16 protein-coding genes are annotated in these 15,706 nt (G+C 45.1%); 4 read left to right on the forward strand and 12 right to left on the reverse strand.

All coding sequences use genetic code 11. The features are described from left to right. Positions 1–50 precede the first annotated feature (50 nt). From QFZ78_RS07120 to QFZ78_RS07145, 6 genes are all read right to left on the reverse strand, one after another. Complete coding sequence (locus QFZ78_RS07120; protein ID WP_307546324.1) at positions 51–500, reverse strand: DUF6157 family protein; 450 nt, start codon at positions 498–500, stop codon at positions 51–53. A 5-nt stretch (positions 501–505) separates the two neighbouring features. Beyond that, the gene (locus QFZ78_RS07125) at positions 506–1,054 is read right to left on the reverse strand and encodes a DUF1697 domain-containing protein (protein WP_307546325.1); all 549 of its coding nucleotides are present in this window, start codon (positions 1,052–1,054) and stop codon (positions 506–508) included. A 41-nt stretch (positions 1,055–1,095) separates the two neighbouring features. Further along, on the reverse strand, positions 1,096–1,944 hold the full coding sequence (locus tag QFZ78_RS07130) for an HAD-IIB family hydrolase (RefSeq protein WP_307546326.1): 849 nt from the start codon (positions 1,942–1,944) through the stop codon (positions 1,096–1,098). Positions 1,945–2,010: 66 nt separating this feature from the next. Continuing rightward, positions 2,011–2,271, reverse strand: coding sequence for a metal-sensitive transcriptional regulator (locus tag QFZ78_RS07135; RefSeq protein WP_307546327.1), 261 nt, complete (start codon positions 2,269–2,271; stop codon positions 2,011–2,013). Positions 2,272–2,283: 12 nt separating this feature from the next. Then, on the reverse strand, positions 2,284–4,743 hold the full coding sequence (locus tag QFZ78_RS07140) for a CoA-disulfide reductase (protein WP_307546328.1): 2,460 nt from the start codon (positions 4,741–4,743) through the stop codon (positions 2,284–2,286). A gap of 227 nt (positions 4,744–4,970) precedes the next feature. Next, positions 4,971–6,290: a TolB family protein gene (locus QFZ78_RS07145; RefSeq protein WP_307546329.1), complete on the reverse strand. Its 1,320-nt coding sequence runs from the start codon at positions 6,288–6,290 to the stop codon at positions 4,971–4,973. Between the two features lie 210 nt (positions 6,291–6,500). Here QFZ78_RS07145 and QFZ78_RS07150 point away from each other — a divergent pair, with 210 nt between their 5' ends. The 3 genes from QFZ78_RS07150 to QFZ78_RS07160 all read left to right on the forward strand — a co-directional run bounded on the left by QFZ78_RS07150 (position 6,501) and on the right by QFZ78_RS07160 (position 8,557). Continuing rightward, positions 6,501–7,274, forward strand: a complete 774-nt coding sequence (locus QFZ78_RS07150; RefSeq protein WP_307546330.1) for a threonine/serine exporter family protein — start codon at positions 6,501–6,503, stop codon at positions 7,272–7,274. 4 nt (positions 7,275–7,278) lie between these two features. Further along, positions 7,279–7,707, forward strand: coding sequence for a threonine/serine exporter family protein (locus QFZ78_RS07155; RefSeq protein WP_307555533.1), 429 nt, complete (start codon positions 7,279–7,281; stop codon positions 7,705–7,707). A 151-nt stretch (positions 7,708–7,858) separates the two neighbouring features. After that, a complete protein-coding gene (locus QFZ78_RS07160; RefSeq protein ID WP_307546331.1) occupies positions 7,859–8,557 on the forward strand; it encodes a class I SAM-dependent methyltransferase in 699 nt (232 codons plus the stop codon). Positions 8,558–8,562: 5 nt separating this feature from the next. Here QFZ78_RS07160 and QFZ78_RS07165 read toward each other — a convergent pair whose 3' ends face one another. The 3 genes from QFZ78_RS07165 to QFZ78_RS07175 form a co-directional block, all read right to left on the reverse strand. Continuing rightward, positions 8,563–9,033, reverse strand: a complete 471-nt coding sequence (locus tag QFZ78_RS07165) for a DUF2269 family protein (RefSeq protein WP_307546332.1) — start codon at positions 9,031–9,033, stop codon at positions 8,563–8,565. A 42-nt stretch (positions 9,034–9,075) separates the two neighbouring features. After that, positions 9,076–9,408: an ASCH domain-containing protein gene (locus QFZ78_RS07170; protein WP_307546333.1), complete on the reverse strand. Its 333-nt coding sequence runs from the start codon at positions 9,406–9,408 to the stop codon at positions 9,076–9,078. A 114-nt stretch (positions 9,409–9,522) separates the two neighbouring features. Continuing rightward, positions 9,523–10,467 carry a helix-turn-helix transcriptional regulator gene (locus QFZ78_RS07175; RefSeq protein WP_307546334.1) on the reverse strand — a complete coding sequence of 315 codons (945 nt, stop codon included), beginning with the start codon at positions 10,465–10,467 and terminating at the stop codon, positions 9,523–9,525. A 131-nt stretch (positions 10,468–10,598) separates the two neighbouring features. Between QFZ78_RS07175 and QFZ78_RS07180 the strand changes: the two genes are divergently transcribed. Beyond that, the gene (locus QFZ78_RS07180; protein WP_307546335.1) at positions 10,599–11,024 is read left to right on the forward strand and encodes a VOC family protein; all 426 of its coding nucleotides are present in this window, start codon (positions 10,599–10,601) and stop codon (positions 11,022–11,024) included. 123 nt (positions 11,025–11,147) lie between these two features. Here the strand turns inward: QFZ78_RS07180 and QFZ78_RS07185 are convergent, their stop codons facing one another. Genes QFZ78_RS07185 through QFZ78_RS07195 form a run of 3 tightly spaced genes read right to left on the reverse strand, consistent with a single transcriptional unit; the run spans position 11,148 to position 15,632 of the window. Further along, positions 11,148–12,977, reverse strand: coding sequence for a cache domain-containing sensor histidine kinase (locus tag QFZ78_RS07185; protein WP_307546336.1), 1,830 nt, complete (start codon positions 12,975–12,977; stop codon positions 11,148–11,150). Between the two features lie 38 nt (positions 12,978–13,015). Continuing rightward, on the reverse strand, positions 13,016–14,524 hold the full coding sequence (locus QFZ78_RS07190) for an extracellular solute-binding protein (RefSeq protein ID WP_307546337.1): 1,509 nt from the start codon (positions 14,522–14,524) through the stop codon (positions 13,016–13,018). Between the two features lie 34 nt (positions 14,525–14,558). Further along, positions 14,559–15,632, reverse strand: coding sequence for an SGNH/GDSL hydrolase family protein (locus QFZ78_RS07195; RefSeq protein ID WP_307546338.1), 1,074 nt, complete (start codon positions 15,630–15,632; stop codon positions 14,559–14,561). Between the last annotated feature and the right edge of the window lie 74 nt (positions 15,633–15,706).

Consider the following 15,706-nt stretch of genomic DNA (forward strand, 5'->3'; position numbering starts at 1 on the left):
AAGAATCCCATTCTGATAAAAGGATTCCTTGGTTTCTCTTCCTATTTCTTTCACCCGCGAGAACTTCGCATCGCAAATAACAACTTCGGACCATCTTCACTCCCCGTACCTGCTTCAACAAATTGCTGGTAGGCTTCAGATTCCATAGGGTAAATCGCAATTTTGCCTTCTTCATTGTAATGTACGCCCCAACCGTGCTTTTTGGGAAGCATGGAAGCTCTTAAACAAGGGTGGTTTTTAGAAAAAAGCTCCTCACGAATTTCATTACTTCGAGCTTCGATTTCACTCTGAGGGATTTGCTTATGTAGCAAATAGACTTCATAAATAAGTTCGCCTTGTGTATATTTATAAGGGTTCTGTGACAGTAGCTCGTATTGAATCAAATGAGCGGTTTTACTATCCTTTTTCATGGAAGGTACAGTTCCGACTTCAACTGGACAGTCAGCAGAAACCTGTATAAATGTATCCTTATAACTCATATGCGCATCATCATAGGCCATCTAGGTTAACTCCCTCCTTCTGCAAGTTGAATCAATTTATTCACAGTCTCCCAGTTCCGTGTTGTCGCGGATACACCTAGCTTCTTTTCGATGAAATTGTTGCTGAACTTTGATTCTCCGTAGTTTTTACGAATGAGTAAATATACGGTGAGCCCTTTGACGTGGAACTCGTCCACTTCATTTTGAAAGGCTTCTAATTTGGCGATAGCCGCATCGGTCGCTGGATGAGATAAAAAGGTGATATATCTTTGTTCATTCGCTTCTGCATTGACTATATGGTATGGCGTATTTTCTACAACCTCGTGCAATTCTTCTAAAGTTCGGATCACGACAGGAATATCGAAGGTAAGTTGACCCTTTAGCTCACTGACAATTCGATCACGTACGACCGCAGGGTCTTCTTCCTCACAATCAAAAATGACGTTACCGCTCTGTATATACGTAATTACATTCTTATAATCCATGGATTCAAAAATGCTTCGCAGCTTGTCCATCTTAATAATCTTCTGTCCGCTGACATTAATTCCGCGCAAAAGTGCAACATACTTCGGCATCGCTTAACCTCACAACAATTTTTAGTACCATTATACACCAATTATGGCTTATTTGCTTTCATTCTAGCCTCGATAAAAACAGCAACACCATCTTCTTCATTACTTTGAACAATCTCATCCGCCATGTCCAAAATTTCAGGATGCGCATTGGCAACAGCAACCTTGCGACCTGCCGCTAGAAACATGCCGACATCATTCAGATTGTCTCCAAAAACTGTGACATCCGCAGAGCTGCATCCCACATGCTTAGCCCACAAAAGCAATCCATTCTGCTTATTCGCTTGTGGATGGCTGAATTCGAGAAAATAATGATTATCGATATAGTTATCTTTCATAAAATGAATGTGAACCTTTGACCCGAGTGCAGCGATTACCTTTTCTTTCAAGGGAGCAAGTTCATCAAACAAACCAATATAGGTTAGAATTAGAGGACGTAATGTATCAGGACATGCCAACTCCTCAACTTCACTGAATCTCGGATCGTTAGGTCGGCTGGCTGCAAACTGCAGATCCCCTGTCCTACCAAGCTTCTCATGTAGTACTCGCTCCTTATCCTCGTGATCTAAAGCAAACAGAAGAGGGACTAAACCGATTGATTTCCCGATCAGTAAAAGGGTATTCGTCGTCTTTGGATCAAGCCAAAATCCGTCCAGCAAACATTTCTCGACAGGGTCGAATAGTAATGCCCCATTGTAGAGAACAAGCGGATGGGACCATGGAATTTGTGAAACGACGGCGTTTGAGCTTTGATAGCTTCGCGCAGTGGCATAACTTACGACGGCACCTTCCGTAATTGCTCGACTCATTACTCGTACAGTGTACTCCGACGGAGTAGCATTAGATTGAAGTAAGGTACCATCTAAATCTGTTAAATAATAGCCTTTGTTCATGGGCTTACTCCTTCTTCCGTTATAAGTCTTGACACTCAACTTCACAAAACGATAGAGTATCCTGTTTTATCTACTCTTGACGAGAAGTTCAACAGCTTCTTGGATCACCTTGTCTGGCGAGTTCCCCTTCTCAAGCTCTTCATGGATACAGTGCTGTAGATTAGAGCCGATGACAACACCAATCGTTCTATCCACAGCCGTACGAACAGCTGATAATTGAGTCACAATCTCACGGCAATCCTCCCCTGCCTCCAGCATTCCAAGGACTCCGCGGATTTGTCCTTCAATCCGTTTTAATCTATTTTTTAAAGCCTTATCGTATTCCATTCTCTTCTCTCCTTAGATAAAGAGATTGAGTCCGGCATCCTCCGCATCGCCCAAGTAGCTGGCTACACCGGCATAATCAATGCCATCGATCAACTCTTCCCGTTTAATACCCATTATATCCATACTCATCGTACAAGCAATTAATTTCACGCCGGCTTGGATGGCACCTTGCATGAGCGACTCTAGTGACTCGACATTTTTCTGCTTCATAACATGTCTAATCATCTTAGCGCCCATACCTCCCATATTCATTTTGGATAAAGGCAATTTTCTGGTTCCTTTGGGCATCATCATGCTGAACATAGATTCTAGACCATCTTTCGCTACGTAAGGCGCATCCTCTTTACGAAGTACATTCAAACCCCAGAACGTGAAGAACATCGTTACTTTCTTGCCCATCGCTGCCGCACCCGAGGCAATGATAAATGCAGCAATCGTCTTATCCAAGTCCCCACTGAATACGACCATCGTTGTCCCATTAGTGCTAACCTGTGAGGCACTCGATGAAAGGTCTGGCGTTTCCCCCTGTCCTTTGCGCACAACAGCCTTGACAATGCCTGAAGAAGTATCCACCGATTCCATCGTATGCCCGGTTTTCTCAGACCATTTCTGAATATCGGAAGCGAATCCGAAATCTGTAGCGTGAACCTCTAACCGTTCCCCGACCTGCAATCCTCGCATGGTCTCATAAACCCTCATGATCGGACCCGGGCATTGTAAGCCGCAAGCATCAACAAAGAGGGGTGGCTGATTCGTATTTGATTGTGCTTCCATAGACTTACTAATCTCCGTTGTTGTCACTGCTTTTATCGATTGTGTTTGAACTCCATCCATCATCACGCTATACGTCTTGTAGCCGCCATCCACATTACTAACTTTGTAGCCGTTCTGTTTAAGAATGCGAGCTGCTAAATACCCTCGTAATCCGACCTGACAGGAAACAGCAACTTCTGAGTCAATGGGTATGTCATGTAGACGATCACGTAAAGAGTTAAGTGGGATATTAATGGAACCTGGAATACAGCCAAGCTCTCTTTCAATTTCGTCTCTCACATCGATTAGAAGTCCACCATTTTCCACGTAACGATCAACCTCATGCCACTGAAGGGTATTTACTAGACCTTCCATAATGTTGGACGCCACATATCCGGCCATATTAACGGGATCCTTCGCTGATGAATAAGGCGGAGCATAAGACAGTTCTAAGTCAGCAAGCTCGTAAGCTTTCAAACCACCGCGCATCGCTGCGGCAATTACATCCAATCGCTTATCCACGCCATCTGCTCCAACGATTTGGGCACCGAAGATTTTTCCACTTTCTTTGTCAAAAATAAGCTTGAGCGAAATAGAAGCCGCCCCCGGATAATAGCTAGCATGAGAGCTCGGGTGTATATGAATGACTTCATAGGGAACTCCCAATCGTCGCAGTGTCTTCTCGTTATTGCCTGTAACGGCAGCAGTGAGATCAAAAACCTTCACAATGGCTGTTCCATATGCTCCATGATAAGAGGCTTGAAGTCCGTTAATATGATCAGCAACCAGACGTCCTTGACGATTAGCCCCCCATGCAAGGGGGACAACCGTTTCAAAGCCTTGAACCCGGTCTTTAACCTCAATAGCATCCCCAATCGCATAGATAGACGGATCATTTGTCTGCAAATGCTCGTTTACTCGTATTGATTCCTTAACTCCTAATTCAAGCCCTGCTTCACGGGCCAATTGGCTTTCAGGTTTAACACCGACCGACAGGATGATCATATCTGTGGCCAACGCTTTACCGGATGCTAACTTCACGGTTTTCCCACTATCCTCCAAAGCCACTACGCCATCATTGAAAATCAAGTCAACACCTTTGAGCAACAAATGTCTTTCAATTAGTTTCGCCATCTCTGGATCAAGTGGCCCTAAAACCTGTGGATTACGTTCGATAACCGACACTTCAATACCCCGGTGACGAAGATTTTCCGCCATCTCAATCCCAATGAATCCCCCGCCGATAATGGTGACATGCTTCGGTTTTGTCGAATCCAAGTATGATTTAATACGATCCGTATCCGGTATATTCCGAAGAGTAAATACGGCATCTGCTGCCGCTAAACCTTGAATGTCAGGGACGATAGGCTTAGCTCCCGGTGACATGATCAAAAAATCGTAAGGTTGTTCTTGAACTACCCCCGTAAACAGATTACGGGCAATAACCTTTTTGGCTTGACGATCAATGGCCATCACTTCGGTTTGAATCCTGACATCAATGCCGAAACGGTCCTTCATTGCTTTAGGTGACTGGATTAGCAGTTTATCGCGGTTCGTTATTGTTTCACCAATATAATAAGGCAAGCCACAATTCGCGAAGGAGATATGTTCTCCCCGCTCATACATGACGATTTCATCGTTTTCATTCAGTCTGCGAAGACGTGCAGCTGCGGACGCTCCCCCTGCAACTCCACCGATAATAACAATTGTTCTTTTCATTGCGTTCACTCCTAATATTGTATTATACCCCTATGGGTATATATAATACCCCACGGGGTATTATAATGTCTATAGTTATTTACGGTCCGGTTTCCATATATTCGTCCATCAACCTTAGCATGGCAAAGAAGCAGGCCGTCTTTGGGTTTGGGCGACCTGCTTCTAACTGAAGATCAGCTGATCGATACTTAAATGAGTAATCTACTTCAGGGATTCCTCATTTTTGTTTATTTTCGAATAAAAAAACTCAGTACCGTATTCCAGTTCCGCTGTTCGTAGTAGTTGGCCCCAGCCCCAAGGTCTATGTTTTCGATCCAAATTTCAGCATTTGTGCTATGAGGACTGGTGACCATGACATTGGATATGCTTCGATTGGATCTGATCCATGCCAACTGGTGTGAGGGTAGTGAGATGGGATTAAAGTCACCATAAGTTTCCGAAGGCTGTGTTATAAGCTTCTGTTGTTGACTCTTCAACTTCACATTAACCAAATAAGGAACCTCGCGTTTGGCTGAGTCGATCGACCACTCCGCTTCTTTGGATCTTGAAGTAATGATATTTCGGAGACTATACCAAGTGAAGCTATGCTCGACATATCCCCTAGGAGTGTGAACTATGGTCGCTGCTTCTTCCATGCTTGTCGCTTGCAGCAACAATTCCGCAACTCCTAGCACGGGGGAAACAGATTTCCCTACAGGAAGCCGTAAAACTTTCAAATGTTTATTCGTTGTAGCTTCTCTTCCGACACCTTCGATATAAGCAAGTTTCTCATCTTTGCTCGCCCACTCAAACCACATCACGTTGCTAACCATTTGATCAATTGTTTTGAAAACTGAACCGTCTGCGGATAACACACACAGTGTATTGCTATCGGCAGACAGCGATGCGGTAGGCTTTGCTAAGAAAGCAATCCAACGTTCGTTTGCAGACCACTTGAAGATGCTGGTGTTCACAGCAAAAAAATCATCAGATTGCTTGGGCAGGACATACAACGTCTTAATGAGGTTAGGATCGGCATTTGCAGTTAATGGAATTTTCATTATTCGTATCGGTGTCCATCCATCGTGTAAAAGCTTAGCAGTTGTTGAAACTAAGAATCCGCTTCCATCCGGATACCAGGAATAATTCCCGATACCGTCTGCAACCTTCACCGGTTTTGCAAGTTCATCGGAGTCAATCCAATTAAGCTGCTGTGCGGTTAAAAATGCGAGAGAATTCCGGTTAGGTTGCCATTGAAAGTTCCTTCCTCCTTCATGTGCAACGAGATGACTTTGTCCAGTTTGAACATGTAATCGCCACAGTTCCTGCTCATTTTCGCCCTTTGTGTAAGCTATCCACTGGCCGTCATAAGACCATTTCGGGTTTAATATATATGCTCCTCGGGTTTGTTGTCTTTCGTTGTTACCGGCTTTAATCCATAGATCGCCATTTCGAACGAATGCTGCTTTCAGCAGTTCAGCGGGCTTTTTTGCATAAATAGTCGTACTATTCGTTATGATGAGTACTACAGCCAATATGACAAGAATGGCATTTCTAAAAGCTCTCATGATTTTTCTCCTAATATAGGGATCTTTGAGCGGAGATCAAAGTCTCTCTGCTTAGTAACTTACCTTTTACGATTTCCTTTTGTTGTTAAGAACATACGATGATATGACCTATTGTAGTTGTATGTACACCAAATGTACTCGGCATAGGATTTTCAAAGGAATCCATGATATATTATACTTTTGGCAAATACTTTTAGGAGAGAACAAACCATGGCGTATCCTGCTGCTACGAACTACGAAATTGCACAAGTTTGTTTACTAGCCGGTAAAATCATGTTGGAAAACGGTGGTGAAACCTATCGCGTTGAAGACACCATGACCCACGTCGCTGAAGCCTTTGGAGTACCGAACTCCCATAGCTTTGTAACGCCGACCGGTATCATTTTCTCCATAGATGGGCCTGAGCAGACCACACGACTTATTCGTATATCCGCTCGATCGACCGATCTTCGTAAAGTCACGATTGTAAATGCTGTTTCTAGACGAATCAGCCAAGGGGAACTTACACCTAAAGAAGCTTATCAACTGCTTGAGGACATTGATGTGGCCCAAATGGGTTATCCCGCTTGGTTTCAGATACTATCCGCTGCTGTTGCAAGCGGTTGTTTCTTAATCATGTTCCAAGGAGAATGGCATGATTTCCTATCTGCATTCGTTGCAGGCGGAGCTGGTTTAGCGTTTCTTAATTATTTTCATCGGCTAGTGCCGATTAAGTTCTTCGCTGAGTTTCTGGCTTCCTTACTCATTGGAACCATGGCTTTTTTGTTTGTTAAAGTGGGGCTTGGTCATGAACTTGATACCATTATTATTGGCTCAGTCATGCCGCTTGTTCCGGGACTTCTGATTACGAATGCCGTGCGCGACTTAATGGCAGGCCATTTCGTTTCAGGGGTTTCCAAAGGCGCTGAAGCCTTCTTAACTGCTTTTGCCATAGGAGCCGGCATTGCCTTTGTACTTTCATTTTATAATGGGGAGGGAATTTAGGATGATGATGATTGAGCAGCTCTTAACGAGTTTCATCGCGACTGCGGCATTCGCTATTCTTTTCAATGTTCCTAAGGGCACACTTTTGCAGTGCGGCTTCGTGGGAATGTGCGGTTGGATGCTATATGTTTCCTTTCAAATGATTCCTTTAGACCCAATCCTGGCCACGTTGATTGCCTCTTTTTTCGTAACCGTGATTAGTCAATTTTTTGCTAAAATATACAAAACTCCTGTTATTGTATTCAGTGTATCGGGTATCATCCCGTTAGTTCCAGGGGGCTTAGCCTATGATGCTATGCGTAATGTCGTTCTCAATCACTATGATCTGGCCGTACAACTGGCAGCCAAAGCCTTCCTGTTATCGGGTGCTATCGCGATCGGACTTGTCTTCTCCGAGGTTCTTAATCAACTGTTGCGTCGAACAAAACATTGACCCCATCGAACTATTCGTTATAGTTCTTGCCCACTTGATAGTTTATACCTATAAAGATGATCGGTTTTATATCTTAGATTTTCCCTTCTTTTCCCTTTAAAATAAGACCAGGAAGCAGCACATCAATCTATGTAATGGAGTTGATCAGCCTATGAGCGAGACAGCAAACCAGCAAATCACAACAAAATTCAACGAAATTGCTGAGAAATATGATAGCCAGCGGAGAAAACTGATTCCTTGTTTTGACGATTTTTACCACACAGCCACTTCACTTGTACAGGTCGATCATGAATCTCCACGTATTCTTGACCTAGGAGCTGGGACAGGCCTTTTCTCCTCATACGTACTTAGTAAATACCCAAATGCGAAAATAACACTAATTGATCTCTCGCAAAGCATGCTCGACATCGCTAAACGGCGATTTGGAGAAACCCAACCCAATATGACCTATATTGCTGAGGATTATAGTACATTCGAGACTTCAGAACCATTTGTTTGCGTCATTTCTTCGCTCTCCATTCACCATCTCGAGGATCAGGATAAACATGCCCTATATGAAAGGATTTTTAAGCTGCTTAAACCAGGCGGGGTTTTCGTTAACGCAGATCAAGTCCAAGGCAGCAGCCCTTTCCTTGAACAATTGTACCGTTCTGATTGGGTGGCCAAAGTAGAAGCCACTGATCTAACTCCTGAAGCTTTGCAAGCTGCCTACGAAAGGACGAAGCTGGATAAAATGGCTCCCCTCGATCAACAGCTGAACTGGCTTCGGGCTTGTGGCTTCATGGACGTTGACTGCGTCTACAAATATTATAATTTCGTCGTGATGTACGCTCGAAAGCCAACTGTTTAACCATTTTACCAAAGGGTCGGTTTGGCCACCATAAACCACATCATCGACAGCGTAATAATGACATACCAGATTAATGCCTTGTGCAGCTTGTTGACTAAGAAATCTCGATTCTCGTGTGGTGCCTTGAGCTTACGAAGCAGAGGCGAGAATGCACGGGCAATAAAGTACAGCGAAGCAACCATGATGAGAACCGTGACGATAATCCATGATGTTTTCCACGTCCAAGCCGTTAACCACGTGAGTAAAATCCCTGTTGCTACAAGCACGTGGCCGGCATGCTTGGTAAGCCGAACTGTAATGCGAAATGGCTCAAGGTAGTTTGGCAATTGCTCGAATGGCGCATTACGAATGCTAGCTAATAATGGAAACAAGATAAAATAAGGACCAATACTTAAAACAACACTAAATATATGGATATATAAAAGCAGTACGTACCAAGACAACACCATCATCCGTTCTATCTGAGAATTCAACAAAACAGTGCAGATCCTTAGATCCACACTGTTTTTTGTTCCTACTTATTCAGCCTTTTGAAATTCGTGTACCCATACTTTCATCTGTGGCAGCCATGGCATTCCTGGATGCATAGCTAAAATACTATCACGGTACTCATCTACGGACGTATGGCCTTCTGCTTTTGCATGTTCCACAGTTAATTCACCCAAAGCTTGTTGGTAAACATTAGTTACTGTAAATGCAGTGCCTTGCAATTCCATCGTTTCACCGATATCTGCATAGCGTCCATTACGTCTGCAAGCTGTTTTCTCACCAGCGAGCACTTTGCTAACTTCAGCTTCTTTCGTTACGAGTCGGTCGATCGAACACGTTTTTGGTGGCAATGTTTCGTTCATATTAGTTCCCTCCTTTTGGCAGTTCTCATTATAACGAAAGTCACAAGCTTTGTCGAACTGCGCGGCAAACTCGTCACTCGATTTACACCTTCCTCAACGATTAATCATATATTCTTACTTATATTTTGCCATGATCTCAGCAATCATCTCTTTCATCGCATCCACCAATTCCGGTGGACTTGTTACTGTCGCCTCATTTCCCAAACCAAGAACAAACTTTGCGAAAAAAGGGATGTCACTCTTCGCAATGTTACCGTCAAGCCAACCTGTGCCATCGTTACGGATATGCAATTTAGATACCGTCCATAATTCAGCCTCGCACTTCTGGACACCTTCTTTGCTCAATTCCACATATAAAATAACTTCCTCCTCTTCCACCTTGTTAAGAGATTCTCTATTTCCAAGATGAACATGCCGAAGATCCATCGGTTTGGAAGCAGAAGAAGAAACCGCTGAATGCATTCTGTCACATCGGAATACACGAATATCGCCGCGAAGAAAGCAATAAGCTGGACAGTACCATAAACCGTTGCTTGCATAGATGCCAATCGGCTGTATTTCCCTACTCGATATTCCTTCTCGCGATTCATAATCGATGAGAAGGACTTTTTGATCGATAGCCCCATCCAGCAAGATGGATAAATAGGGGGATTCCGAATGTCTTGACGGTGTTATAAAGTCAACCCGGTTCTTCATTTGATCAATACGATCCCGGACGTCTCCAGACATGTAGTTATAAAACTTGCTCAATGCCGAAGAAGCTTCTGTTTTAAAGGGAAGGTATGCATAATGCCGCAGGGCATAACAGGCAAAAAATAAGGCTATGGCCTCATCCTCGCTAAAGGCGATGGGTGGCAGGATTCTTTCATTCAACACCTGATAACCGCCGTGAGGTCCCACTTCCGAATATAAGGGAACCCCTAACTCACTTAATTCCTGTAAGTCTCTTAAAATCGTTCTCGATGACACCTCAAACTCTTGAGCAAGTTCCTTGACAGTAAACTTCCGTTTTCGGTTTATGGTCATCATCAATGCCAGGAGTCGTTTCGATTTGGACATAACATTTCTCCGTTTTTTATATTTATGACAACTACTGTCACTATTATAAGTTAGTATTGACATTGAGCCCACAAGAATTTCTGAACATCGTTCGAAAGAATAAAAATTTGTGTCTAGGGAGTTGTTTGATCATGATTTTACATTTAACACCTTTTATTATGTTGGACGGAAATGCCAAAGAAGCTATCGATTTTTATGTGCAAGCATTAGATGCTAAAGTTGTCTTTATCCAAACATTTGGAGAGAGTCCAGAAACACCCGAAATACCATTACCGGCACATGCAAGAGATCGTATAGCTCATTCGGTGCTAAAAGTCGGTCAAACAGAACTTATGGTTTCCGATATTTCTCCGGGTCAATCGCATCCTATTGGCAATCAAGTTACCATCTGTATAACAACTTCTGACAAGGAACAAGCTGTACAGCTATATGAATCGTTAAGACAAGACGGCCAAGTAAGCTTGGAACTGCAAGAAACTCATTTTAGCCCTGCTTACGGTATGGTCATAGACAAGTTCGGTGTAATCTTTCAAATTTTCACTGAGCGTCAGCGCTAACCTATTTGTTAAAGCAACTGATTTTCAACCGTGGAACAATAGCAAAAAAACGGCTCCGTTCGCAACATCTGCGAATGGGCCGTTAAATAATGAAATACAATGGACTGAAATTCACAAAAACCCTCAGCCCGCCTGCTCTTCTAAAGGCGACACACATTTGTCCAGCGGTAGGCGGAGTGTGATCCGTGTGCCCCTCTTAGCGTCACTCTCGAAGAGAAACTGCGATTCCTTGCCGTAGTACATAATCATCCGTGTGACCACATTTCGCAGTCCGAACAGATCCTTTTCCTTCTTGAGTTCCGTCGAAATACCTTCTGCCGCTAGCTTAGAAGCTTCCTCTAGTTTACTGCGAATATAGGAAAGCCTTTCATTATTGACCCCAACCCCGTTGTCGCATACTTCGAGCACAAGCCGATTACCTTCCAAATACGAGGAAATGAAGAGCTTTCCGCCCCCACTCTGTTTTTCCAGACCGTGTAACACAGCATTTTCAACAAGCGGCTGTAAGAGTAGCTTCAATACATGATAAGAAGCGCTTTCCTCGGCGATGTCGTACCGAACGGTAAAATGATCCAAGAACCTCAGCTGTTGGACTTTAATGTAATATTTCAAATGCTCGATCGTCTCCCCGACCGCAAACGTTTCGTTTCCCTTGTTCAGGCTTAGCCGGAAAAATTTCGACAGATTAATCACCATTTCACTGATTTCATCCGCTTCATAGTTTTTGGCCGTCCAATAGATGGAGTCAAGTGTGTTATAAAGAAAATGAGGGTTGATTTGTGATTGCAAAAATTTAAGCTCCATTTTGGAAAGTAAAAGCTGCTTCTCATAGTGGTCACGAATAAGTGTCTTCTGGTTCTCAGCCATCCGGTTGAACGATTCAATAACATATCCCAATTCATCTACGCGCGTATCTTCCAGTTGGATGGTGAAATTACCTGTACGGAGCTGCTTCATCCCATAGGCTAGCTTCCGCAGCGGGGCAGAAATACCCCTATAGATGATCCAGGAAATCCAAACGGCCAGCACAAGGCTGACGGCTAAAATCCCATAACTAAACACCTTTAGAGAGTCGGTATGGCTGCGAAGCTCCTCCAAGGGCTGCTCCATCATGAGCGACCATCCGGAAAACTTCGATTTCACGCTGATCGTAACCATTTCTATACCGGTTTGCTGCGACTTACGGATGGACCTAACCTCGTTCACTGTGTCCCAGACTTGAGGATGCACACTCGCACCCGTGCCAGTGATCGAGCTTCCATCGCTTCCAAACAGATAGATGTTCGCATTTTTGGAGGGAAGCAGCGGTTTCGCTAACTCAATGAGGGCGCTTTTTTTGACGGAAAGCACGAGCAGATTCGGATTAATGAGTGTCCTGTTATAAGGATCCATCGTCCGGATTAGATGAACGCTGTCTGCATCAAAGTAAGATTCCCCCTCCTTCGGCGTAAAAAAAACCGTGCCCCCACTCGACTCCATTAATCGCTGATACCATTCCTGCTTCTCCGCTCCTTCGGGCAGCTTGCGTCCCCCAAGTTTGGTGGAAATGACGGTACGTGACGGCATATGGATGATGGTGATTTGGTCCACGATCAGATTGACCGTCGTCATGTTCGTTATCTGGTCCATCACTTGTGCAAAATGAACGAACGACTGCTTTTCCGGCTCCTGCCCGACAGACTGCAGTGTCGTATTCATGTTCATATCGAACGCGATCAGCGAAGAAAGCTGTTCGAGATTCTGCAGTGTCAGATCGATGTAATCCGTCATCGTATGCAGAGCCCCTTGTGTCCTCTCACCCGTTTGTACTTCTAAAATCGTCTGTGATTTTGAGATGGCAAAAAGACTGAAGCCGGCAAGCGGAAGCAGAATCAGTAAAAAGTACCATGTTAGCCGAATCTGAATATAACCGACCAGTATTTTGCGCACTTTGGGCAGGATTTCTTTTAACATAGTGGTGGTCCCTCCATTCGTGCCCTGTTACTTTCCGGCTACTTACCGGTTTCTCGCCACCATTCGTTCACTTCTCCGGTTATTTCATCGCCGCCAGCATCCTTCCATTTCTTCACAAAGGCATCGAATTCCTCGATGGGGCTTATTCCTGCGATGATTCGTGTAAATGTCTCTTCTTGCAGCTTGGACAGCTTGACGTGATGCTTGCCCATTGCGGGCGTCGGTGGTCCGTTAAACCGGTCTTCCATCAGGTTGCTTTCGATGCGCTGCAGGTTTTCGTATAGCTGAAACTGTTCGCCGAGTCCCTCCAGCCGATCCTGAGTTATTTCCCGCTCTGCGGTATCGACCAACGATCCATAGATACCCCGATAACCATGCTTCGTGTGCTCGTCGAACCGGATAGAAAGCTTTCCGTTCACCCGGGTCCATATTTCATTTTCAAAACCGAGCTTTAGGCTTATTTGTCCGGGGCCTGCTATAAAATCGAGAAATTTGACAACTGCTTCAGCGTTTTGACTCTTGACGGGCACAACATTGTAAGAACGGACGTTTGAAGTGCTGTAGACCCCGTGTTTGCCGTTCGGTCCGACCGGAAAGTCAAGCGGGATCCACACCGCTTTCGGATCGTTTTTGCGGTTAGCCGCAATGTGGGTGCGTGTATCAGACCAAGCCGCGGAATATAGGCCGACCCGGCCGGTCGCTATCTTTTCGCCAAGTACATCGATTTTATTGAGCGGGAATTCCGGGTCCAGAATATTCTGGTCGTACAGGCTGCGAAGGTAAATGAGTGCCTCTTTCATTTCGGGGAGGATACCGGAGTAAACCAACTTACCGTCCCGTTCATACCAGGCGTTCATTTGTACGCCGAAGGCGCCGAGAAAAGGCGACGTTCTCCTGAGACGCTCCAAGATCGAGAGACCGAAGGTATCCGTCCTTCCGTTTCCGTCAGGATCTCCTTCGGCAAAAGCCTTCATCACCGCAGTAAACTCTTCAATTGTTCGAGGAGGCTGCAGGCCTAGCTTGTCCAACCAGTCTTTTCGGGCGTAAATGATTTCAGTTCCCTTCACCTCGTTAAGGCTGGGTATAGCGTATATTTGGCCATCAACGGTAACGTTATCCCAAGCTTCTTTTGGGATTTTGGCCTTCAGGTGCGCCCCATACTTCTCAATATAGTCATTCAAAGGCGTGAGCGCCTTTTGATTCACGAAATTAATAAACCAAGAGGGATTGCTCGTGTTCAGCAGATCCGGAGGCTCCCCAGCCGTCATAATGACGTTTAGCTTTTCATCATATCCATTCAGCGGCGGGAGTGTCACATTCACCTGTACGCCGATGTTTTTCTCGATATCGTTTAGGTAGGGGTTGTTATTCTCATCCATACCTTCCGGAAAGTTCATGCCCAGACTGTTCACGACGATTCGAATGACCGGTTCCTGTGCAGCTTCCGCAACCTTATCTTCGTTCTTTGCCCATTCCGGTAAGCTGCAGCCAGCAGTAGTGAAGCATGCGAGTAAGACGAGAATCGCTGCTTTCTTCCTTTTCATCATTCAACCACCCCTTCAGGCATAACGATACCGGCAATCAATCGGCCAAAATATTCTGCAGCACTGGCGTGAGCCCATTTGCCATACGCAAAAAGCCGAGGTCAGTCGGATGCGAACCGTCTACCGTACATTCGTGAGCCTCCTCACCCAGCAGTTTAGAGCCGTCACAAAAATAGATGTTGGCGTCGCCCAGTTCGCGTGCCTGCTCTACGGCTCGGTTCTGGATTTGTTTGCGGTCCGCTCGATCCTGCGCCATCTGTGCCTGAAATTTTTCCTTGGCGTGGGTAATACGCGAGATCACGAGAATAGGCGTCAGTGGGTGTTTATCTCGATAGATCGATATGAACTCGGGCAGTGTTATCTGAAGCAGTTCAGTAGAACCACAGTTCCCCTCATAATCCAAGATCAGGCATGCAGGGTCCGGGATTTCAGAAAGGATATGAGCGAGCTCCGGTTCTCCCTTACCGTTTCCGGAAAAGCCTAGGTTGAGAAACTCCATGTTGATTCGTCTGGATAGAATGTTTGTATAAGCCATACCCGGACGGGCTGCGCAGCCGCCTTGTGTTATGGAGGTGCCGTAGACGATGATCTTACCGCTATTTTCGTAAATCGGTGGCGGGACGATCTGCGCTTCCCGATCCAATCCAATCCAAACTTCCTCTACGCCTTGGTAGAGCGGAAAATTCAACGTAATGATCCGGCTCTCTTGCGCCATATCTTTATAAATAACAGCTTCGTATTCGGTCAGCTTATGATCGTAAACGGTTGTGCCGTAATAAAGCTGCTCCCCCGGACTTCCGATGTAACAATCAAACCCGCATTGCCCCGTCGCGGGCATATGATACATATTGGCAGCCCCCGACAGTTTTACTTTGACAGATAACGACGTGGCATCCGTCTCGAAACGAATTTGTCCGCCAGCGGTGCAGTTGGCCAATTGGTCTACCGCCTCTGGAAGTTTCCAATCTGGTTTTGCCGGCAGCCGGCGGTAAAGCCTTTCTTCGTGCAGCCAGCCGAAACCAGCAATATGGAATGGCTTCTCTAGCGGTGAATACCAATTAAGATTATTGTCGCCGGATTGCTGAATTCGCATGTTTGCGTCCAACTGCACGGCGTTGACCGGTTGTTGTTGATTTGGCATCATAAAGTCCTCCTCTACTTACTCCTTAAAATGAACTCACATCG

The organism is Paenibacillus sp. V4I5 (genome assembly GCF_030817255.1).
Lineage (GTDB): Bacteria > Bacillota > Bacilli > Paenibacillales > NBRC-103111 > Paenibacillus_E.